15 protein-coding genes are annotated in these 20,503 nt (G+C 73.1%); 9 read left to right on the top strand and 6 right to left on the bottom strand.

The window, feature by feature from the left end:
* The first annotated feature begins 16 nt into the window (after positions 1–16).
* Together ABTY61_RS28200 and ABTY61_RS28205 are read left to right on the top strand one after the other, a co-directional pair.
* On the top strand, positions 17–607 hold the full coding sequence (locus ABTY61_RS28200; RefSeq protein ID WP_350507904.1) for a TetR/AcrR family transcriptional regulator: 591 nt from the start codon (positions 17–19) through the stop codon (positions 605–607).
* Positions 608–908: 301 nt separating this feature from the next.
* Positions 909–2,801, top strand: a complete 1,893-nt coding sequence (locus ABTY61_RS28205) for an alkyl/aryl-sulfatase (protein ID WP_502895448.1) — start codon at positions 909–911, stop codon at positions 2,799–2,801.
* 256 nt (positions 2,802–3,057) lie between these two features.
* Here the strand turns inward: ABTY61_RS28205 and ABTY61_RS28210 are convergent, their stop codons facing one another.
* From ABTY61_RS28210 to ABTY61_RS28220, 3 genes are all read right to left on the bottom strand, one after another.
* Positions 3,058–4,251 carry a tetratricopeptide repeat protein gene (locus ABTY61_RS28210; protein ID WP_350507905.1) on the bottom strand — a complete coding sequence of 398 codons (1,194 nt, stop codon included), beginning with the start codon at positions 4,249–4,251 and terminating at the stop codon, positions 3,058–3,060.
* Between the two features lie 391 nt (positions 4,252–4,642).
* On the bottom strand, positions 4,643–6,304 hold the full coding sequence (locus ABTY61_RS28215) for an alpha/beta hydrolase (protein WP_350507906.1): 1,662 nt from the start codon (positions 6,302–6,304) through the stop codon (positions 4,643–4,645).
* Positions 6,305–6,574: 270 nt separating this feature from the next.
* Positions 6,575–7,213, bottom strand: coding sequence for a TetR/AcrR family transcriptional regulator (locus ABTY61_RS28220; protein WP_350507907.1), 639 nt, complete (start codon positions 7,211–7,213; stop codon positions 6,575–6,577).
* A 68-nt stretch (positions 7,214–7,281) separates the two neighbouring features.
* Between ABTY61_RS28220 and ABTY61_RS28225 the strand changes: the two genes are divergently transcribed.
* Both ABTY61_RS28225 and ABTY61_RS28230 read left to right on the top strand, forming a co-directional pair.
* Positions 7,282–8,196 (top strand): oxidoreductase, encoded by a 915-nt coding sequence (locus ABTY61_RS28225; protein WP_350507908.1) that lies wholly within the window; start codon positions 7,282–7,284, stop codon positions 8,194–8,196.
* A gap of 520 nt (positions 8,197–8,716) precedes the next feature.
* Positions 8,717–9,700, top strand: coding sequence for a hypothetical protein (locus tag ABTY61_RS28230; RefSeq protein ID WP_350507909.1), 984 nt, complete (start codon positions 8,717–8,719; stop codon positions 9,698–9,700).
* Between the two features lie 252 nt (positions 9,701–9,952).
* Here the strand turns inward: ABTY61_RS28230 and ABTY61_RS28235 are convergent, their stop codons facing one another.
* A complete protein-coding gene (locus tag ABTY61_RS28235; protein ID WP_350507910.1) occupies positions 9,953–10,666 on the bottom strand; it encodes a TIGR00266 family protein in 714 nt (237 codons plus the stop codon).
* Between the two features lie 331 nt (positions 10,667–10,997).
* The gene (locus ABTY61_RS28240; protein ID WP_350507911.1) at positions 10,998–11,936 is read right to left on the bottom strand and encodes an alpha/beta hydrolase family protein; all 939 of its coding nucleotides are present in this window, start codon (positions 11,934–11,936) and stop codon (positions 10,998–11,000) included.
* A gap of 45 nt (positions 11,937–11,981) precedes the next feature.
* Between ABTY61_RS28240 and ABTY61_RS28245 the strand changes: the two genes are divergently transcribed.
* Positions 11,982–12,203: a hypothetical protein gene (locus tag ABTY61_RS28245; protein ID WP_350507912.1), complete on the top strand. Its 222-nt coding sequence runs from the start codon at positions 11,982–11,984 to the stop codon at positions 12,201–12,203.
* A gap of 287 nt (positions 12,204–12,490) precedes the next feature.
* On the opposite strand, the gene ABTY61_RS28250 is transcribed toward ABTY61_RS28245, so the two are convergent.
* The gene (locus tag ABTY61_RS28250; protein WP_350507913.1) at positions 12,491–13,492 is read right to left on the bottom strand and encodes a hypothetical protein; all 1,002 of its coding nucleotides are present in this window, start codon (positions 13,490–13,492) and stop codon (positions 12,491–12,493) included.
* Between the two features lie 364 nt (positions 13,493–13,856).
* Between ABTY61_RS28250 and ABTY61_RS28255 the strand changes: the two genes are divergently transcribed.
* The 4 genes from ABTY61_RS28255 to ABTY61_RS28270 all read left to right on the top strand — a co-directional run bounded on the left by ABTY61_RS28255 (position 13,857) and on the right by ABTY61_RS28270 (position 20,347).
* Positions 13,857–15,242: a hypothetical protein gene (locus ABTY61_RS28255; protein WP_350507914.1), complete on the top strand. Its 1,386-nt coding sequence runs from the start codon at positions 13,857–13,859 to the stop codon at positions 15,240–15,242.
* Positions 15,239–16,039: a class I SAM-dependent methyltransferase gene (locus tag ABTY61_RS28260; protein WP_350507915.1), complete on the top strand. Its 801-nt coding sequence runs from the start codon at positions 15,239–15,241 to the stop codon at positions 16,037–16,039. Before ABTY61_RS28255 ends, ABTY61_RS28260 begins: the two co-directional genes overlap by 4 nt.
* A 281-nt stretch (positions 16,040–16,320) precedes the next feature.
* Entirely contained in the window at positions 16,321–17,949 is a 1,629-nt protein-coding gene (locus ABTY61_RS28265) for a methyltransferase domain-containing protein (protein ID WP_350507916.1), read from the top strand.
* 484 nt (positions 17,950–18,433) lie between these two features.
* Entirely contained in the window at positions 18,434–20,347 is a 1,914-nt protein-coding gene (locus tag ABTY61_RS28270) for an alkyl/aryl-sulfatase (RefSeq protein WP_350507917.1), read from the top strand.
* Positions 20,348–20,503 lie beyond the last annotated feature (156 nt).

A 20,503-nucleotide genomic window follows, 5' to 3' on the forward strand; every position in this document is an offset into this window, starting at 1 on the left:
GACGAAGGGACCAGCCTTGACCACCCAGCCGAGCGTGTTGCGCGCCGATGCCCGCCGCAACCGCGAACGCATCCTCGAAGCGGCCGTGCGCGCCTTCTCCGAGAAGGGCGCGGACGTTGCGATCGACACGATCGCCAAGGCCGCGGGCGTCGGCTCGGCCACGCTCTACCGCCACTTCCCCACCCGCGAGGCGCTGGTCGAGGCCGCCTACCGCAACGAGCTGGCCCGGGTCTGCGACAGCGCCACCGAGCTCCTGGCCGACAACACCCCGGACCGGGCACTGCGCCTGTGGATGGACCGGTTCATCGACTACCTCGCGGCCAAGCACGGCATGGCAGACGCCCTGCGCGCCGCGGTGGCATCGGGCGCGGACCCCTTCGCGGAGAGCCTCGACAGGCTCGGCACCGCAGTCGGCACCCTGCTGCACGCCGGCGCCGAAGCCGGTCTCCTGCGCTCGGACGTCGACCCCCTCGACATCGGCTTCAGCCTCGCCGGCATCGCGCTGGTCACCAGCGCCCCCGACCAGCGGGAGCGGGCCGGCCGCCTCCTCGACCTGCTCCTCGACGGCCTCCGCCACGGAGCATCCGGACCGACATCGGGCTCGTGACGGGGCGGGTCGGCGCGCGCGACCGCCGACGGCGTACCGGCAGGCATTCGCCGGTGTCCAGGTGGCGGCCGGTCAGGTCCGCAGTGGCCAGGACGGCTTCGTTCAATCGACGCGGTGGCCGCCCAGGACACCATCACGCCGGCCCGTTCGGCGATCCGCGGGCTGCTGCGAGGCCGCCCGTCTTCGTGGCGGTGCTGCTCCAGGGGTTCCTCGCGACGCGGTAACACCCGAGGGGTAGCGTGAAACGTGCGGCCCCGGCAGGCCTGGTCACAGTCGTCGAGATTCCCCAGAGGAAAGATCCATGGACACGACGCAGAAGCCGCCGACCGAACCGATCATCGTGGCGCACGGGCGGCTGTCGGAGTCGCTGCCGATGGATGACAGGCAGGACTTCGCCGACGCGCACCGGGGATTCCTCGGCGCACTGGAGCCGGCGACCGTGAAGGACGCCGCGGGCCGAGTGGTCTGGGACAACGACTCCTACACGTTCCTCGGCGGTGACGCTCCGGCAACGGTGAACCCCAGCCTGTGGCGCCAGTCGACGCTGACGGCCGTCCACGGCCTCTTCGAGGTCGTGGACGGGATCTACCAGGTCCGAGGCCTGGATCTGTCCAACGTGAGCTTCGTCGAGGGAGAGCACGGCGTCATCGTGATCGACCCGCTGATCTCCGTGGAGACGGCCGGCGCCGCGCTCGGCCTGTACCGCCGCCACCGCGGCGACCGTCCGGTGACCGGGGTGGTCTACACCCACAGCCACGCCGACCACTTCGGTGGCGTCCGCGGGGTCGTACAGCAGAGCGACGTCGACGCCGGCCGCGTGCCGATCGTGGCGCCGGAGAGGTTCATCGAGCACGCGGTGAGCGAGAACGTCTTCGCCGGCACCGCGATGGCCCGCCGGGCCGGGTACATGTACGGAGCCGCACTCCCGCGCGGGCCGCAGGGACAGGTCGGGACAGGACTCGGCCAGACCACGTCCACCGGCACCTTCACCGTCATCCCACCGACGCTCTCCGTCTCGGCGACCGGACAGGAGGAGGTCGTCGACGGCGTACGGATGGTGTTCCAGATGGCGCCGGACAGCGAAGCCCCTGCCGAGATGCACGTCTACTTCCCGGATCGGCGTGCGCTGTGCACCGCCGAGAACGCGACCCACGTGCTGCACAACATCCTCACCATCCGCGGCGCCCTGGTCCGCGACCCGCACCGCTGGGCCGGCTACCTGACCGAGGCGATCGACCTGTTCGGCGCGGACCTCGACGTCGTGTTCGCCTCCCACCACTGGCCGACCTGGGGACGCGAGCGGGCCGTGGAATTCCTGGCGCTGCAACGTGACCTCTACGCCTACCTGCACGACCAGACACTGAGGATGCTCAACCAGGGGATGACCGGTCCCGAGATCGCCGAGGTCATCGAGCTGCCACCGGCACTGCAGGACGCCTGGCACGCCCACGGGTACTACGGGTCGGTCAGCCACAACGTGAAGGCGATCTACCAGCGCTACATGGGCTGGTACGACGGCAACCCCGCCCACCTGTGGACGCACCCGCCGGTCGAGGCGGCCCACCGGTACCTGGACTACATGGGCGGCGCCGACGCGGTCGTGGCCAAAGCGAGGACGTCGTACGACGCCGGCGACTTCCGCTGGGTCGCCGAGGTGCTCAACCACGTGGTGTTCGCCCAGCCGGACCACGAGGCCGCGCGGGAACTGCTCGCCGACACCTACGAACAACTCGGCTACGGCGCGGAGAACGGCACCTGGCGCTGCGCCTACCTCTCCGGAGCGTACGAGCTGCGCCACGGCGGCTTCGGCACCCCCGTGTCGCCCGTCACGCCCGATGTACTCGCCCAGCTCACACCGGAACAGCTGCTCGACGCCCTCGCGGTCCGCGTGAACAGCCGGCAGTGCTGGCGCGAACACCTCGCACTCGACCTCGACCTGACCGACATCGGCACCCGCTACCGCCTGGTGCTGCGCAACGGAGTGCTGACCTACACCGCCGCCGCGCAGACGGCCCCTGCCGACGCCGTGCTCCACCTGCCGGCCACAGCGCTACCCGCCGTCGCGACCGGCGGAGCGGATCCCGGCGCCCTCGCCGCCGCCGGCGTCACCATCGACGGCGACCGGACCGCGATCGGACGTCTGCTCGCGTTCCTCGACGCTCCCGTCCCGGACTTCGCCATCGTCACGCCTTGACCACTGGCGGTGCGCGGTGGAATCAGGAGCAACAGAACCCTGTGCACCGGAGAAGGTCTGTTCCAACTGGCCAGCACCTGTGGAAGCCTCTTCGGTTCGGGTCCCCGGCTTCCCACCGCGGCCGGGCCGGTCAGCGCTTCCCAGGCCCGCCGGGCGTCCAGCGGCGGACCGCGGCGAGCGGGCCATGGCCGTCTGCTACGCCCTCACGGTGAGAACTCACACCGGTACCGGCTCCGCCGTGGATCTCCGGGCGGGTTCAGGATGCCGACGAGACGTGGGACAGGGCCTCCTGCGCTGCCCGGGTGCCGGGGTGGCCGTCTCCGAAGTGTTCGCGCCAGTCGGCGGCGTTGGCGGCGAGCCGCTCCAGTGCGTCGGCGGTCCGGCCCTGCGCGGCGAGGACCCGGCCGTGCAGGGTGCCGGCCTCCAACGCGCGGTGGTGGTACGGGCCGAGGATACGGCCGCAGACGGCCACGGCCTCGCGGACGGTGCCTCCGGCGTCCTGGCCCAGGCCGAGCAACGCGGTCGCCGTGACGAGGCGCAGTGCCGCCGCGAGCTCTTCTTCGGTGCCCAGGTCCCCCGGGAGGAAGTCGTTGCTCGGCCCGAGCAACGACAGGGCCTCGTCGTACCTGTCCTGCGCGTTCAGGGCCCGGGCCAGGCCCAGCCGGGCCGTCAGGACGAACCGGGCATCCATGCCCTTGGCCGACTCGGCGAACTCCACGGCGGTACGGGCCTCGGCTTCCGCCTCGACGGCCCGGCCGCCCATGGCGAGTGCCAGTACGAGGGCGTTGAGCACCGCGAGCCCCAGGGGCACGCGGTGCTGCGTGGCGGGTGCGATGTCGATCAGTGCCCGGCATTCCTCCTCGGCTTCCTCGTACCGGCCGAGATAGACGAGGATCTGGGCCCGATCGGACCGGGCGTTGAGTGCGCCGATGCTGCGGGGGCCCGAACCGGCTGCCTCGTCTGCGGCGATCGCGCCCAACTCCGTTGCCGCCTCGACGTGGCGGCCCAGGACGTTGAGCACCCGTGCATGGAACATCCTGACGCTGTGGCGAATGGGCTCGTCGTGGTACCGGCCCGCGAGTTCCAGAGCCGCAGCCGCCTCCGTCCGGGCTTCCTCGGCGCGGCCGGTGGCCAGGCAGACCCGGCCGATCAGCAACCGGGCCCGGCACACGATCCCCGGCTGGACCGCCTCGCCGCCGGCCAGCCTCAGGACCTCACGTCCCTCGGTCTCCGCCTCCTCGCCGCGTTGGAGACGGTGCAGCACGTTCGCCCGGACCACCCGGCTCTCCAGGGTGTCCGCGGCGTCGGAGCCGAGCGCGGCCGACCGGATGTCGACCGCCTTGCCGATCAGGGGCTCGGCATCCCGCGCGCGTCCCAGATTCAGGAGGCGAAGCGCGTCCTGGTGCAGGTCCCACGCCTTGCGCGCCCGCCACTTGCGCACGAACCCCATGTCGTCCTCCCCCGTCTCCCCATGTGATCGGCTGATGGTAGCGGGACGTGTGGGGATGGTGTGAGCGGCCCGATGGCGCTCTGCGGTGCGTCACCGTGACCGTGCCCGTGGCCACTGGTGTCGACGCCCGTGCCAAAACGGTGCCGATGCGGGCTTGTTGACGAGGGAGAGGCCGGTCTCCTCGCACCTGCTCGCTCGTCCGGGTGAGTACCTGGCGGTTCGCCGGCGGTCCGACTTCGAGGCGTGGGGCCGCGCACCCGGGCGGCCGGGTGCAGAGGGTCGAGGTGATCGGCGACCTCGACCAGGGCCGGCTGTTCACGCCCGCCACCTGGCCCCGGGGCGCACCCCGCAGCGGTACCCCCGGCCGCTGCCACCCGGACGGCGGAACGCCTCAGTGGAAGGGCTGGGTGTTCTGGGGGCAGGTCGCGCCGTCGGGTGGCGTGGTGCCGTTGTCGAGGTAGGCGGTGAGCAGCGCCTGGGTGCACGAGCTCGGGTTGAAGAGTTCGGTGTGGCCGTAGCCGTTGACGGTGACGAGGTGCGCCCCGGGGAAGAGTTTGGCGACGGCCTGGGCGTCGCTGTAGGGGGTGGCCGGGTCGCCGGTGGTGCCGACCACCACGATGGGCGTGTCGGTCCTGTTCCACGGGCCGAGGTACGAGGAGGCCGCCTTCGCGGGCCAGTTGACGCAGTAGGCGGTCCAGGGCCAGTTCTGGCCGGCGGTCCCGGCCCGCTGGAGCGAGGTCTGCGCCTGGTCGATGGCGGCGCGCGCGGTCGCCGGGTTGGGGCTCTCGCCGCAGATGACCGCGAGTTGCTGTTCCACGCCGTGGTAGGGCTGGGGTGCGGGGCTTGCTGTGGCGCTGGTGCCTGCGCCTGCGGTGGCCTGTGGGCCGGGTGGGGTGCTGCTGGGGGCCGGGCTGGCGGTGCCGGCCTGCCAGAGTGCCTGGAGCTGGGTGGCGAGTCCGCTCCAGCCGGGGAAGGCGCTGAATCCGGGGACGGGTTGGACGACGTAGAGGCTGTTGGCCATCAGGGCGACGAGGTCGCCGGCGGTGACGCCGGGTTGCGAGGGGTCGACCACGAGGGGTTGCTGTCCGGCGCGGGCCAGCAGGGTCTGGAACTTGGCGCTGGTGGCGTCGGGGGTGCCGGCCGAGAACGCGCACTGCTGGGTGGTGCTGTTCCCGCACAGCCGGAGGAAGTCCTTCACCACGGCCGCGGTCGCGAGGTCGGAGCCGGCCCGGACGAAGGTGCTGGGGGGCGAGGTGCTGTCGGTCCAGGCCGTGGGGTCGATGGCTCCGTCGAGGATCATCCGCCGTACGTTCGACGGGAACATGTTGGCGTACGTGGCGCCGAGGAAGGTGCCGTAGGAGGTGCCGTAGTAGAACAGCTTGTCCTCGCCGACGGCTCGGCGCATCAGGTCGAGGTCGCGGGCGTTGTCCGCGGTGGAGACGTGGGCCAGCAGCGCGTCGTCGCGCCCGGCGCAGGCCCGGAAGAGCTGCCCGTAGGCGGACGTCCACTGCTGCTGCTGGGCGCCGGTCAGCGGCGGGAAGGAGACGGGGGCGAGGAGGGAGCCCTCCTGGTCCTCGGTGTCGAAGCACTGGACGGTCGGCGAGCTCAGGCCGCCCATGCCGCGCGGGTCCCAGGACACGATGTCGAACTTGGCGAGCACATCGGTGCCGAAGCCGTTGATTCCGCCGGGGAGGAAGACGGAGCCGAGCCCGCCGGGGCCGCCGGGGTTGTAGAAGAGCGTGCCGAGCGGTGCGGCGGATCCGGTGGCGGGGTGCTTGACCAGGCCGAGCTCGATCGTGCGGCCGGTCGGGTTCGCGTAGTCCAGCGGGGCCTTCATGGTGGCGCACTGGTAGCCGTCGAGGCTCGGGGCTCCCTGCGGTGCGGCGGGGCACCGGCCCCAGTGCAGTCGGGGCGTCTCGGCCGTCGCCGTGGGGGAACCGGTGGCGGGCGGCGCGGGGGTCTGTGCGTGGGCGGCGGTGGAGGGCAGGAGCAGGGTGGCCGCGAGCAGGGCCGCGGCCGATGAGGATCCGAGCGATTTCGGTGCGTTGAGCATGGCTGCCTCCCGACATCGCCGTCGTCGGCGGGGGCGGACGCCTCGATCGCGGGGGTGGACCGCGCCTGCGCGGGGTGGGGTGGGGTGGCGGGGGCGTCCGGCGGACGGCGACGTTCTTCATGCTGACCGCGGGTCCACCGGCCTGCAATCCGGCAGGGCCCGGGGGCGGTTGCCGTCCGGAAGCGGGCCGGTGCGGTCCGTCGTCGGGCGGCCGGTGCGCCCGGCCGGCCCAACTGGCCCTGCCGGGCGCCGTTCAGTGGGTGCGGAGGGTCAACTCCCGCTCGGAGCAGTGTGCTTGAGGCCGAGGTCGGGGCCCCCGGCCCTGGGGAGCAGGCCGGTGAGCAGCCCGTCGACGGTGGCGTCCACGACGGCGGGCACGTCGTCGTCCGCGATCATGCCGCTGTTGAGCAGGACCGCCAGGCCGTGCAGCGTCGCGAACACGAGCCGTCCCGCGGCCCGCTCGTCGGCGGCGGCGAGTTCGCCGCCGCGCAGGGCGGCCGCGACGGCCTCGAAGGGCACCGCGTACGCGGCGTGCGCCGCCGCCCGCGTCGCGTCCGTTCCCTCCCGGTGCTTGCTCGCGAACATCAGCTCCACGATCGGCATCCGCCCCGCGGTGAACGCGATGTAGGTGTGGGCGATCGCCCGGAGCCGGGCCTCGAAGTCGGGGCCGGTGTCGGCCAGCGCGTCGGCGATCCGCTCCGAGAGGTTCTCGAAGCCCCGGACGGCGAGCGCCTCCAGCAGTGCCGCCCGGTCGGCGAAGTGCCGCCGGGGCGCGCCGTGGCTCACGCCGAGGTCACGGGCGAGCGCGCGCAGTGACAGGTCCTCCACGCCCGAGGCGATCACCGAGCGTTCCGCCTGGTCCAGCAGCTCGGTGCGCAGGTTGCCGTGGTGGTAGGTCCGTTCCGACATGCCCGGATGCTAACAAAACGATGATGTTGCCATTGACAACATCGGGGGGCGCTGGCAGCCTGGAGAACATGAGCACCTCGCACAGCAAGTGGACCGCCGCGAACCTCCCCGCCCAGCACGGCCGCACGATCGTCGTCACCGGCGCCACCAGCGGCCTCGGCGCCGTCACCGCCCGCGAACTGGCCCGGGCCGGCGCCCACGTCGTGCTGGCCGTCCGGGACACCCGCCGCGGCGAGGCCCTCGCCCGGAACCTCCCCGGCAGCACCGAGGTGCGGCGGCTTGACCTCGCCGACCTCTCCTCGGTCCGCGGGTTCGCCGCGGACTGGGAGGGCCCGCTCGACGTCCTGGTGAACAACGCCGGCGTCATGGCGATCCCCGAGGCGCGCACCGCCGACGGCTTCGAGATGCAGCTCGGCACCAACCACCTCGGCCCCTTCGCCCTCACCAACCTGCTGCTGCCGCACCTCACCGACCGCGTCGTCACCGTCGCCTCCAACGCCCACCGCAGGCCCGGCGTGGACATCGACTTCGACGACCTCGACGCGCGCCGGCAGTCCAAGCCCTACAGCCCCTGGCGGGCCTACCAGCAGTCCAAGCTGGCCAACCTGCTCTTCACCAGGGAGCTCCAGCGACGGCTCACCGAGGCCGGCTCAGCGCTCACCGCGCACGCCGCCCACCCCGGCTACGCCGCCACCAACCTGCAGAGCGGCACCGCCGGCGCCGGCCAGCGGCTGATGATGGCGATCGCCAACCGCCTGATCGCCCAGTCCGAGGAGCAGGGCGCCCTGCCCTCGCTCTACGCGGCCACCCAGCCCCTGCCCGGCGCCAGCTACACCGGCCCCGACGGCCGCGGCGAACTGCGCGGCTACCCCTCCCCCGCCCGGCTCAGCCCGCACGCCCGCGACGACGCCCGGGCCCGGCGGCTGTGGGACGCCTCCGAGCAGCTCACCGGGGTGGGGTTCCCCGCGGCCCTGAGCCGCTGACCGGGCGGGGCGGCGCCGGAGGCCGCGCCGGGGCCGGTGGCGCCGGTCGTCGCGCGGCGCCTTCGACTCCTCCGCGCGCCCGCTCGAACTCCACCTCGTCGGCGACGGGCACGGCATGCCGTCCTTGGTCGTGACGTCGAACCGTTCGACCCGGTCGGCCGGCCGGGGTTGAAGTTGATGATGGTGACCTTGACCGGCTGTCGCTTGATGCCGCCGGCCTGCGGCAGGATCTCCTTGATCTCGGCGTCGCTCAGCACCTCGCAGCCGTGCGGCCATTGGGCCGGCGCCGGCGAGCGGCCCGACTGCGGCGCGCAGCCTCCCAGCCGGCACCGGCACCGGCAGCGCGCAGGCGGCGACAACAGCCCGCGGCTTTGCACGCCGACGCCGACGCCGACGACGGCGGCGGCCGGGGGGGGTGAGGCCGGGTCGAGGTCGGCGCCACCCGGAGCGGGTGCGCGCCTGCTCGGCGGCTGCGGCCTCGGCGGACGGGTTGTCCGCACGCCCGGGTAGGGTGCGCCGCATGCTGACGGAGGAGAACATCGAGGACCTGGTCGTCCAATGCTGTGCGGGGGACGAGGACGCCGTGCGGGAGCTGGCCGACGCGGCGGCCTCCGACCCCGGCCGGGTGGCCCCGCACCACGCACGGCTGATCGCGGCGGGGGTCTTCGGTCGGGGCGAGGTCTACCGGGGCGCGGACGAGGCCACCACCGGGGAACTGGTCCGGCTGGCCGACGCCGCCGACGGCGTCGCGCTCGGCGAGCTGCTCGACTGCGTGGCCAACGCCCACCCGGTCGACGCCGAGAGGGCGTTCCGCCGGTGGCAGCTTGCGGAGGACGTCGGCGTCCACACCCGCGACGCCGGATGGGAGCTGACGCCGTCGGGCACCCGCCGTGACCTGCTTCTCGGCCCCGCCTTCGCACTGCTCCCGGTCGACGCCGAGGACATCGAGGCCCCGGAAGGCACCGCCGGCGGCCCGGACGGCCCGCCGGTGTTCGGCACCCCGTCCGGCGAGCACTGCCCCTGGTGCGGGATGGAACTGCACGCCGCCCTCGACCTCCCGCCCGGCTCGGCCGCGGCCCGTGCCCTGGGCCTCACCGGCCCGGACCACGTCCGCGTGCTGTGCTGCCCGCGGTGCACCGACTTCGACATCATCCTCAGCGCCTACGACGGGTCGGGCGGCGCCCGCTGGCTGGAGCACAACGTGCGGCCTTCGTTCAACGGCCCGACGCTCGACGGCTGGGACCCGTACCCCACCCGACTGGTGCTCGGGCCGGCCCGGCCGGACGGCGGCAGCGGATCGGCCTGGCACGACGGCGGCTCCGCGCTGGGCGGGCACCCCGACTGGATCCAGGACCCGGACCGCCCCGACTGCCCGCTCTGTGGCCGCGCGATGGTCTTCGCCTCCATGAACGGCGGCGCCGACCTCTGGGGCGGCGAGGGCTGCCTCTACGTCTTCGTCGACCTCGACTGCCGTACCGGCGCGGTCCTCTACCAGCAGAGCTGACCGGCGACGGATCGTCCGCCCCTGAAGGTCCCGCGGCGGGGCCGAGGAACCCACCGCGCCGGGCCGGTAGTCCCCGGGGCTCACGGCCCCGGTCCCGCGACGGCACCTCCCGGCCGTCCACCACCGGCACACCGGGACCGGGCCGCAGCCGGAAGCGGTCGGCGACGACCCGCTCCCCCGGGCGGAAGCCGGGCATCGTCCCGCACCGGGGCCGTGGCGGATGGTCGCGCGGTTCCCCGCGCCCCTGGTGGTTCACCCCCGGGCGGTGGCTGCGCCGTCGCGGGCGAGATAGGGCTCAAGGGCGTGGGCGAGGCCGGAGACGGGCATGCTCTGCAGCCAGATCTGGCCGGGGCCGGTGAGGGCGACGAGGAAGATGCCGTCGCCGCCGAAGATCTTGTTGGCGATGCCGGGGACCCGGGTGATGGTGAACTGCACCGACTCGTCGAACATCCCGACGTGGCCGGGATGCACCAGCATGGTCTGACCCGGTGCCAGGGTGTACTGGGTGATCTCGCCGCCGAGTTCGACCCAGGCGCGGCCCTGGCCCTGCAGGCGCTGGAGGACGAAGCCCTCGCCGCCCCACAGGCCGCCGCGGAAGGACTGCTGGAGCGCGACGGTGGGGCTGACCCCGGGGGTGCCGCAGATCCAGCCGTGCCGGTGCACGATGACGCCGTGCCCGGGCGCGACGTTCACCGGCACGATGTGGCCGGGGACCTTCGCCGCGAAGGCGACCAGACCGGAGCCGCTCTGGGCCCGGTACTGGGTGAGGAAGAGCCCGCCGCCGCCGACGGCCCGCTTCAGCGCGTTCATCAGAGCGCCCCGGCCGCCGCCGGTGTTGGTGGTCTGCGACATCTGGATGTTCGAGGACATCCAGGACAGCTCTCCGTGGGGGGTGACGACCGCTTCCCCCTCGCCGAGCCGGATCTCCAGCACCGGCATCGTGCCCCCGTTGACCACGGCCTGCATCGTCGTTCCTCCCCCGGACCCGCCGCACTTCGGCCCCGCCCCCGGGCGGCAGGCTACCCCCCTCGGCGACGGTGAGGAAGGCCCACCGGCGGCACGCCCCGATGGTCGTCCCTACGTCGGTGCCGGGACCGGTCCCGGCGAGGCGGGACAGGTCGCCGCGCTCAGGCGGTCGTCCTGCGGGCGGCACGGCGGCGGGCCCTGTTCTGCTGCAGGACACCCCCGCAGGATCCTGCGGTGCCGGACGCGGACAAGGTGCCGTCGTCCCTGGCCGTCTCCTGGCGCCTGAGGTTCCAGGACGACCTGTCGGATCACAAGCCCGGCCGCGGAGCGCCTACTTGCTCTCGGTGCTGAGGGCGCCGGTGCTGCGGCTGATCCGGTCCTGCAGGGCCCGCCACCTTCTCGCGTCGGAGCTCAGGACGTCGTGCAGGTAGGCGGAGACGGCGTCGGCGACGAGGGCGACGCGGGCGGGATCCTCGTCGGTGGTGTCCTTGGCGGCCTCGCCGGAGATTCCGCCGAAGAGGTGCTCGCCGTCCGCGACGGTGAGCAGTCGCTTCGGGGCGGGACTGAGGTGGTAGGCGTCGGTGAACCAGTCCGGTCCGCGGGTGGACATGGCCGACCGGTCCTTTCCGCCGGCGATGACCAGGGCGGGAGCGGTCATGACGGAGAAGTCCGGGCGTGCGAACGGGAGATACTTGAGCGCGAAGGGGGTCAGGGTCTCGCCGGTACCGGTCGCCGCGATGAGTGCGCCGGCCTTGACGGCGGGGTGGGAGAAGTCCTCGCCCGGGTTGCCCTCGGTGTCGAGGACGCGGGCACCCAGGAGGGCTCCGGCGGTCTGGGCTCCCCAGGAATGCCCGACGACGGCGACGCGATCGCGGTCGACGCGGATGGCCAGGCCGCCGAGTTGGTCGAGGATTGCGCTGAGGCCGTCCAGGACGGCGTGCAGATCGGCTATGCGCACGCGCCAGATGGTGGCGAAACGGGGATCGTCGAAGCCGATGCGGTTGCGGCGGGAGTCCAGGTGGGTGGGCTGGACCACGACGAACCCGGCGGCCGCCCAGCGGTCGACGAGGGGCTCGTAGCCGTCCATCGACCAGGCGTTGCCGTGGGAGAAGACGATGACGGGCAAGTCCCTGCCGTCGGCGGGTGCGGTGACCTTGACCTGCAGGTCGATGCCGCGGTCGGCGGTGGGAACGGTGATGGGCTTGACGGCGATGAGCCGACGGTCGGGCGTGGGCGTGGGCGTGGGGCCCTTGCCGGAAGGTGATTCCATGGCGTCGACGTTAGGGACCCGACAGGTACCGAAAGGTAACCTTCGGTGCGCGGGCATGGCCGCGGCCGACACGGCGAGCACGGCACGCCCCAGGGCCTGAGCGAGGAGCAACTCGCCCGGTCCGCCCGCGTCGAGGAAGCCTGGCGGCAGGCCTCCCACGCGGTGTCGGCCGACCGGTACGGGGGCACACCGACCCGCGAGGACCGGGTCAAGACCCGCAGCCGGCTCCACCCCCATGTCGTCGATCAGCGTGGGCCCGCCTCATGACACGACGGTGGGGCGGCGGCCTGGCGGCAACGTCGCGGGCGACGACCGGGGTGAGCGGCACGACCCGGCGGACGGGCGGGATGCCGGCGGAGGCTCGACGCGGCCTTGCGGGCGACGCGGGCGACGCGGGGGCGGCAGTCGGCCTGCGGACGTGGCGGGGGCGCGGCCCACAAGGCCGTGCCCCAGCTCTCTCGGCTACGGCTTCGCCTTGCCGGCGATGAACTCGTCCCAGGTGGCGGCGGTGCCGACCGGGGGTGCCGTGACGGCCGGGACGGCAGCCGCTGGGTTCAGTGTCGTCGCCGTCGCACGCGGGCGGCGATGGCGAGTGCCATGCCCGAGCCGAGTGCGATGAGACCGGCGATCAGCGGCGTGCCGACGGCGCCCGCGCCGGTGCTGGCCAGTTCGCCGCCGGGTGCCGGGGCGGCCGGTCCGGAGGAGGGGCTGGGTCCGGAGCCGGTTTCTCCTCCGGGAGCCGGTGGAGCGGCCGTGGCGGATGGTCCGCCGCTTCCGGAGGGGCTGGGTTCTTCCGGGGTGGCGGTGGGGCTGGCGGTGGGACTTGCGGTGGGACTGGGTTCTCCCGGGTCACCGGTCGGGCTGGCGGTCGGACTGGCGGTGGGACTTGCGGTGGGACTGGGTTCTCCCGGGTCACCGGTCGGACTGGCGGTCGGACTGGCGGTGGGACTGGGTTCTCCCGGGGATTCGGGTACCAGCCGGATGACCTTCAGGGGCTGGATCTCCACGATCTCGGTGGGGCCGTAGTACGAGGTGGCGCCGATGTCGATCCGGTCGGTGAACGGGCTGCCGGCTCCGAACTTCAACCGGATCGGTATCTCGGTGACGTCCGCCGGTATCGGCCCCTCCTCGACCGGGACCGGGAAGTCCTGCCAGTTGTCCGTCGGGTCGTTGAAGGACCGGGCGGGCTGCCACCGGCCGTCCAGGAAGTACTGGACCTTGATCTGATCGGACTTGAGCCCCACCCACTGGGTGTCGTGGACCTGGAACACCAACCTGTTGAACTCCTTGGCCGTGTCCGCATGGTGCAAGACGATGGCGAACTCCCGCCAGTCGGCGCCGGGTACGAACTCGCCTGGCAGCCCGCGCAGTTCCAGGGACGGTTTCTGCGCGGCCCGCGTCGGGGAGGCGGCCGGGGACGGCTCCGCCGCCGGGCCGGACGGGTGCGTGACGGAAGGCGACGGGCGGTACTCCCCCGTCGCGGCCGTCGCGGCCGGTACGGCGGCCGCCACGATGATCCCGGTGGCCCCGGCGGCGACGACGGTGTTGACGGCCATTCTTCTCAACTGCACGTGGTTCCCTCGTCCGTTGATGAGCGGTGCAGAAGAATTCTCCGTACACTCACCGACTCCGAGTAGCACACAGTTCCCTATGAGGTCATAGTCCAGGTCTCTGACCCGCCAGGGCCGCCCGCCCGGCGGTGGCTCCCGGCTTGACCGCCGGCGGGTCCTACACGAGGGCAACGGGAAGTCCCGGCTGACGCCCGACACACCGGCTGACGACGGGGCACCAGCCGCGTCACCGTCCCGTGGGCCGAGGTCACCGGAGGGGGTGAAACTTTCCTCCGGGTGGCGTGGCTTCTGGAACTCCCGCCGGGGATGCGAGTTGATCACCGGCATGACTTCTGACGCACCTTGGGATATGAGAAGCGAACTCCTGCACCACTACCCCGAGTTATGGGATCCGCTGCCGGCCTACCGCTCCTACCGCCGGGATGGGGCGCTGCGGTGCCTGGACAGCCTCGAGACGCTCCTGCGCAAGAGCGGCTGCTTCCCGGACCACGCCGACGCGTTCGAGGCCACCGTGGGCTTCGTCGAGCGCGCCTTCGCCGCCTACCGTGGCGGTGCGGGCGGCGAAGCGGGCGCCCTGGACTGGGCGTTCGTTGTTCCGAGCCGGATGGCGGACGGCGACGCGCTGCACGTGGACGAGTTCTCCGACTTCCTGCCGCTGCTGCATCCGCGTTTCGGCGCTGACGCGTGGGTCGTGCGGCGCCTGCTGTCGCTTCTTCCGCCGGCGCTGCTGTGCCGCTATGAGGGCGGGAGTTGGGCGGGCGGGGTCGTGCTCGCGCCGGTCAACGGGGGTCTGGCGGCCGACGTCGGGCAGCAGCGGGTCCGGTCGGCGGCCCAGGCCGTCGCCCAGGACACTGCGGAGTTCTGCCGGAGCGCACTGGGTGCCACGGTCGTGGGGTTGGGCGCCACGCTGCCGGGTCTGACCGACTTCGGGCGGAGCATCGCGGTGCCCGGGCTGGTCACCACCACCGGCCATGGCGGGACGGTCGAGCTGATCCGGGCGCTGGCGCGCGACGTCGTCCAGAAACGTTTCGTCAACGAATCATTGGCTGTCGGGGTCGTCGGCGCGGCCGGGTCCATCGGGGCCTCGATCCTGGACGCGCTGCGGCGCGAGTTCCCCGATGTCCCGATCCTCGCGTGCGACCGGCCGAGCAGGCTGGGCCGGGTGGAGCGGGTCGCGGCCAGGACCGGGGTGGCGGGCCGGGTGCGGGTCACCGACCGCGTGGGCGAGGTGTTCGCCTCCTGCCGGCTGGTCGTCTCGGCGATCACCGAGCGGCTCGACCTCGAACGGGTCGCCGCCGGAGTCGATCTGGCCGGGACGGTCCTGATCGACGACAGCCAGCCCGGCTGCGTGGACCGCACCCAGTGGGAGGAGCGCGGCGGTGTGCTGCTGTGGCCGGTCGGATCGACCGCCCACGTCCCCGGGGTTCCGCGCCGCGGCGCCGGCTACCGGTACGGGGCGCTGGCCGGGCTCGCCGAGCCGCACGACGTGTGGGGCTGCGAGGCCGAGGCAGCGGCCATCGCCCTGACCGGCGCCCACGACGCGGCGCTGCGCGGGCCCGTCACCGCGGCGGCCGGTGGGCGGATCGGGGCGCTGTGCGAGGCCGTCGGGGTGCGCGCGGCCCGGCCCCAGTCGTTCGGCCGTCCCGCCCGGTTGCCCGCGAGAGTGCTCCACGAGGCGGAACCGGACCACGCGAGTCCGTCCGTCGTCAAGGGAAAGGATTCAGCACGACCGTGATCGCCGAGGAACTCTACGGTGACGAGATCTTCACCCAGTCGCTCGGCAGCGAAGCCGACCGGCTGCGGGCCATCGCGGACACCTACGACCACGTCAGCCGCCGCCAGATCCGGCAGCTGCGGCTCCCGCCCACCTCCCGCTGCCTGGACGCCGGCGCGGGCTCCGGCTCCATCGCCGACTGGCTCGCCCGGACCTTCCCCGCCGGCCACGTCACCGCCGCCGACCGGGACACCCGCATGCTCGAGGCCGTCGCCCGCGGCCGCGACAACCTCCACGCCGTCCAGGGCGACCTGTCCGCCGACTTCCTCGACCCGACCCACCGCTTCGACCTGGTGCACGCCCGCTTCCTCCTGATGCACCTGCGCGAACGCGACGCCGTGCTGCAGCGCCTGGCCGACCTCGTCGAACCCGGCGGCTGGATCATGGTCTCCGACTCCGTCGACCTGACCACCCCGGCCCTGCTCGACACCCCCTACGGCCAGGTCATGAACACCATGTGGACGGTGCTGCACACCACCATCGGCACCGACATCACCCGCGTCACCACCACCCCCGCGCTCCTGGCCGGCCACGGGTTCACCGACCTCAGCGTCGAGGTCCACCTGCCCTCCGCCGACCGCCACTCCCCCGTGGCCCGGTTCTGGCACCTGACCTGGGAACAGATGCGCGAGCGCCTGCTCGCCACGGGCGCCCTCGACGCGGCCACCCTGGACCGGGCCCTGGCCGACCTCGGAGCAGACGGCTTCGCCCGACTGTCACCCGGCATGATCACCACCCGGGCCCGCCGACCCGCCTAGGGCCGCGGGCCTGGCGGACCACCACGACGCCACTGCACCGCCGACCACCCGCATCCCGGTCACGCCGCGGCGACACCGGTCCCGCACGTCCGACCAGCGGGCCGTACCCGGGGGCCGCCCACGTCCACGACACCGCCCGCCCGGGCCGGACACGGCCGCGAGCCGACGGGACCGGACCCGGCCCACCGCCGCAGCGCCCTCGCACCAGCCGACACCCTTTCCCGGCCGAGCCCGCCCCAGGCGGCCGGCCCCTTGCTCCGCACGGATAGGCACATACCGCCATGTCACCGACCACCGCCCCCACCACCGGCCCGGTCCGGGTCCTGGACCCGCTCGGGGACGACTACCGCAGCGCCTTCGAAGCGTTCCTGACCGCCACCGACCAGAAGTCGGCGGCACAGGCCCGCCTGTCCTCACTCGCGGCCGCCCTGCCCGCCCGCCGCCTGCTCATCGACGTCGGCGCCGGGGAGGGCGGCACGACCCGCCACCTCGCGCCCGCCTTCACCCGCACCATCGCCGTGGAGCCGAGCGCACACCTGCACGACGCCCTGCGCCGGGCGTGCCCGTCCGCGGCCCTCGTCCCCGAGACCGTGGCACAGGCCGAGATCGGCGAGCGGGCCGACCTGGTCCTGTGCTCGCACGTGCTGTACTACCTGCCCAGGCAGCAATGGCTGCCCACCGCGGCCCGCATGCTGGAGTGGGTCGCGGACGACGGCGAACTCGCCGTCCTGCTGCAGAACCCCGCCAGCGACTGCCTGGCCATGGTCCGGCACTTCACCGGCGCGACCTTCGACCTGACCGGGCTGCGCGCCGAACTCCTCGAAGCGGGCCTTGCCCGGCCCGAGGACGCCACCGTCGAACGCATCGGCGCCACGATCCGCACCACGAACGCCGACACCGCCCTCGCGGTCGCGGAGTTCATGCTCAACCTCGCCCCCCTCGACCTCCTGCCCGCCCTTCCCCCGCTCGCCGACGTACGCGCGTACATCACCGAGCACTTCGCCGACCACGCCGCGGGATTCTCCTTCACCTGCGACCAGGACCTCCTGCGCATCCGCCGGCCGGGCGCATCGCCCCGGCACCACCCCACGACCACGCACCGGCCGGCTCGGCCCGCGAAGGCGCCGCAGGCACCGGGCACCCGGTCCGCGACGCCCCACCGCGCCGACACGCCCACCGACGCCCCCCGGTACGACACCGTGGGCGACCTGTACCGCCAGTACAAGACCACCGCCGCCCTCCCCGTCCCCGAGCAGCACCTGTTCCGCGCACTGGCCGGGAACCTGACCGGGCACCGGGTACTGGACCTGGCCACCGGCTACGGCGCCTACGCCCGCCTGGCCCACGACCTCGGCGCCGCCGAGGTCGTGGGCGTGGACCTCTCACCCCAGATGGTCCGCCACGCCCGAGCCGCCACCGACCCCTCCACGCCGGTCACCTACCAGGTCGCCGACGCCCTCGACCTGCCCGACCTCGGCACCTTCGACCTCGTCACCGCCGTCTGGCTCCTCAACTACGCCCACAGCCCCGCCGACCTCACCGCCATGGCCGCCGGCGCGGCCCGCGCACTGCGCCCGGGCGGGCGGCTGGTCGCCATCACCGTCAACCCCGGATACGACCCCGCCGGCCCCGACTGGACCCCCTACGGCCTCACCCTGCACCGAGCCGTCCCCGCCACCGGCCGACACCTGCTGGACATCGCCCTCCTCACCCCCGCGGGAGAGATCCCCCTCTCGATCTCCCAGTGGGACGCCCCCACCCACCGACAGGCGTTCCACGAGGCCGGCCTGCGCGACCTCACCTGGCACCTGCCCGCCGTACCCGACCGCGAACGCGCCGACCGGACACCGGACTTCTGGGACGCAGCCCTGGCCAACCCGTTCCTGACCGGCCTGACCGCCACCCGCTGACCACCCGCCCGGATCACCGCGACGACACACCCCGCCCCCGGCGACGGGCCGCCACCGCGCACCGACCCCGCGCGGCGGCGGCACCGCCCGACACCGACGTGGACTCAACCCGCCGAGCACAGCCCTCACCCGCCGGCCGGGGCGCGTACCGGGTCGTGGTCAACCCGTGGGATTTCGCCCTCGCGGCGAGGCCCGATCAGAAGGCCCTGGAGAAGGCCGCCGACAAGGCGGAGAAAGCCCGGCAGAACGGGTGGCCCGGAAGTCTTGCGGGGTGATCGGGCACCACCGGTTCGCCGGGATCGGGCACCAGCGGTTCTCCGGTGGGCTCGGGTGCCACCCCGGTGACATGCCGCCTTCGGCGTAATCGGCGGCTGTGAGCCGTTCGGCGGTCACGCTGGGCCTGTTGATCGCGGCGCGGTGCGGGTCCTCGTCCACCCTGCGGGTGCGTCCAGCCGACGGCGCCCCCGGCAGAAGGGTTCCGTCCATGAGTTCCGCCAAGCCCGCCACGGCCGCCACGGCCGCGGCGAACCAGCACGCCACCACCCGCTACGCGATGGAGGACCGGCAGGACTTCGCCGACGCCGACCGGGGCCTGATCGCCCCGCTGCCGGGCCGGCTGCTGCGCGAGGACGGGCACGTACTGTTCGACCCCGCCGACTACGCCTACCTGGCCGAGGACGCGCCCTGTCCCGACACCGTCAACCCGAGCCTGTGGCGCCAGTCCCAAGTCCTGGCCAAGGGCGGGCTGTTCAAGGTCGCCGACCGGATCCACCAGGTCCGCAACAACGACATCGCCAACTTGACGTTCGTCGAGGGCGACAAGGGCCTGGTCGTCATCGACTGCACCGAGTCCATCGAGGCCGCGGCCCAGGGCCTGGGCATGATCCGCGAGCACGTCAGCGACAAACCCGTCGCCGCCGTCATCTACACCCACACCCACGCCGACCACTACGGCGGCGTCAAAGCACTCGTCGACCCCGCCGACGTGGCCTCGGGCAAGGTCCCCATCCTCGCGCCCGGCACGATCGCCTCCTTCGACAAGCACGCCATCGGCGAGAACGTCATCGCCGGCAACGCCATGTCCCGCCGCGCCTCCTACGCCTTCCAGAGCCTGCTCCCGAAGGGGCCGCAAGGCTGCGTGACCTGCGGCATCGGGATCACCCTGCCGCCCGGGTTCAGCATCTCCTACCTCTCCCCGACCGACCCGATCACCGAGACCGGCACCCGACGCGAGCTGGCCGGGCTGGAGTTCGAGTTCCTCTACGCCCCCGACACCGAGGCCCCGGAGGAGATGCACATCTTCATCCCCGAACTCGGGGCGCTCACCTGCGCGGAGAACGCCAACCACGCCCTGCACAACATCCAGACCCTGCGCGGCGCCCGCACCCGCGACGCCCGCAACTTCGCCCGCTACCTCGACGAGACCCTCCAGCGCTGGGGCGACGACGTCCAGGTCCACTACGGCACCCACACCTGGCCCGTCTGGGGCAACCAGCCCGTCACCGACTTCCTCGAAGCCCAGCGCGACACCTACAAGTACATCCACGACCAGGCCCTGCGCCTCGCCAACCAGGGCCACACCCCCCTGGAGGCCGCCGAGGCCATCGAACTGCCCGAGGAACTCGGCCGGAACTGGGCCAGCCGCGGCTACCACGGCACCCTCCACCACGACGTCCGCGCGGTGTTCACCAAGGAACTGGGCATGTGGGACGGCGACCCCGTCAGCCTCAACCCCCACACCCCTGTCGAGACCGCCCGCCGCCTGGTCGAACTCATCGGCGCGGACGCCATCCTCACCGAGGGCCGGCGCGCGATCGACGCCGCCGACTACCGCTGGGCCGCGCAGATCCTCCACGCCCTCGTCTTCGCCCAGCCCGACCACACCCAGGCCCGCCACCTGCAAGCCGACGCCTACGAGCAACTCGGCTACCAAGCCGAAGGACCCCAGTGGCGCGGCATCTACCTCTCCGCCGCACAGGAACTGCGCGACGGCGTCTCCGAGGCCACCGTCGTCACCGCCAGCCAGGACACCATCGCCGCGATGCCCATCGACCTGCTCTTCGACTACGCCGCCGTACACGTGATCGGCGAACGCGCAGCAGAAGCCGACGTCCGTATCGCCTTCCACTTCAGCGACGCTCCCGAGGCCGACCGCGACTGGTACATCCGGATCCGCCGCGGCGTCCTCAACGCCCGCCGCGGAACCCCCGAGCAGCCCCCACACCTGACCATCACCGGACCGAAGACAGCCCTCGCCCAGACCCTGACCGCCCCCGCCACCGCGGACGACCTCGCCCGCAAGAACCTGGTCCGCCTCGACGGAGACGCCTCCGCCCTCACCGCCTACGCCGACCTCGTCGAGGACTTCAACCCACTCTTCAACATCGTCACCCCCTGAACGAGCACCCGGAACGGCGACCTCTACGTCCCACACCCGGTGTCGGACCCTGCCGGCATGCTCTCGCCTCTCGTCGAACATCCCTCAGGGCGGAGGTCTCGGCCACCAGACCTTCACCACCTGACACCGCCCGCCCCACCCAGCCCGCCCCACCCA

The sequence above is a fragment of the Kitasatospora sp. NPDC096128 genome (genome assembly GCF_040303105.1).
Lineage (GTDB): Bacteria > Actinomycetota > Actinomycetes > Streptomycetales > Streptomycetaceae > Kitasatospora.

What these genes read in the sequence shown, in the direction of transcription:
- ABTY61_RS28240 (WP_350507911.1), bottom strand. Translation starts at nt 11,936, where the DNA reads ATGGAATCACCTTCCGGCAAGGGCCCCACGCCCACGCCCACGCCCGAC.
- ABTY61_RS28220 (WP_350507907.1), bottom strand. Translation starts at nt 7,213, where the DNA reads ATGTCGGAACGGACCTACCACCACGGCAACCTGCGCACCGAGCTGCTG.
- ABTY61_RS28210 (WP_350507905.1), bottom strand. Translation starts at nt 4,251, where the DNA reads ATGGGGTTCGTGCGCAAGTGGCGGGCGCGCAAGGCGTGGGACCTGCAC.
- ABTY61_RS28235 (WP_350507910.1), bottom strand. Translation starts at nt 10,666, where the DNA reads ATGCAGGCCGTGGTCAACGGGGGCACGATGCCGGTGCTGGAGATCCGG.
- ABTY61_RS28225 (WP_350507908.1), top strand. Translation starts at nt 7,282, where the DNA reads ATGAGCACCTCGCACAGCAAGTGGACCGCCGCGAACCTCCCCGCCCAG.
- ABTY61_RS28250 (WP_350507913.1), bottom strand. Translation starts at nt 13,492, where the DNA reads ATGGCCGTCAACACCGTCGTCGCCGCCGGGGCCACCGGGATCATCGTG.
- ABTY61_RS28230 (WP_350507909.1), top strand. Translation starts at nt 8,717, where the DNA reads ATGCTGACGGAGGAGAACATCGAGGACCTGGTCGTCCAATGCTGTGCG.
- ABTY61_RS28215 (WP_350507906.1), bottom strand. Translation starts at nt 6,304, where the DNA reads ATGCTCAACGCACCGAAATCGCTCGGATCCTCATCGGCCGCGGCCCTG.
- ABTY61_RS28265 (WP_350507916.1), top strand. Translation starts at nt 16,321, where the DNA reads ATGTCACCGACCACCGCCCCCACCACCGGCCCGGTCCGGGTCCTGGAC.
- ABTY61_RS28255 (WP_350507914.1), top strand. Translation starts at nt 13,857, where the DNA reads ATGAGAAGCGAACTCCTGCACCACTACCCCGAGTTATGGGATCCGCTG.
- ABTY61_RS28270 (WP_350507917.1), top strand. Translation starts at nt 18,434, where the DNA reads ATGAGTTCCGCCAAGCCCGCCACGGCCGCCACGGCCGCGGCGAACCAG.
- ABTY61_RS28205 (WP_502895448.1), top strand. Translation starts at nt 909, where the DNA reads ATGGACACGACGCAGAAGCCGCCGACCGAACCGATCATCGTGGCGCAC.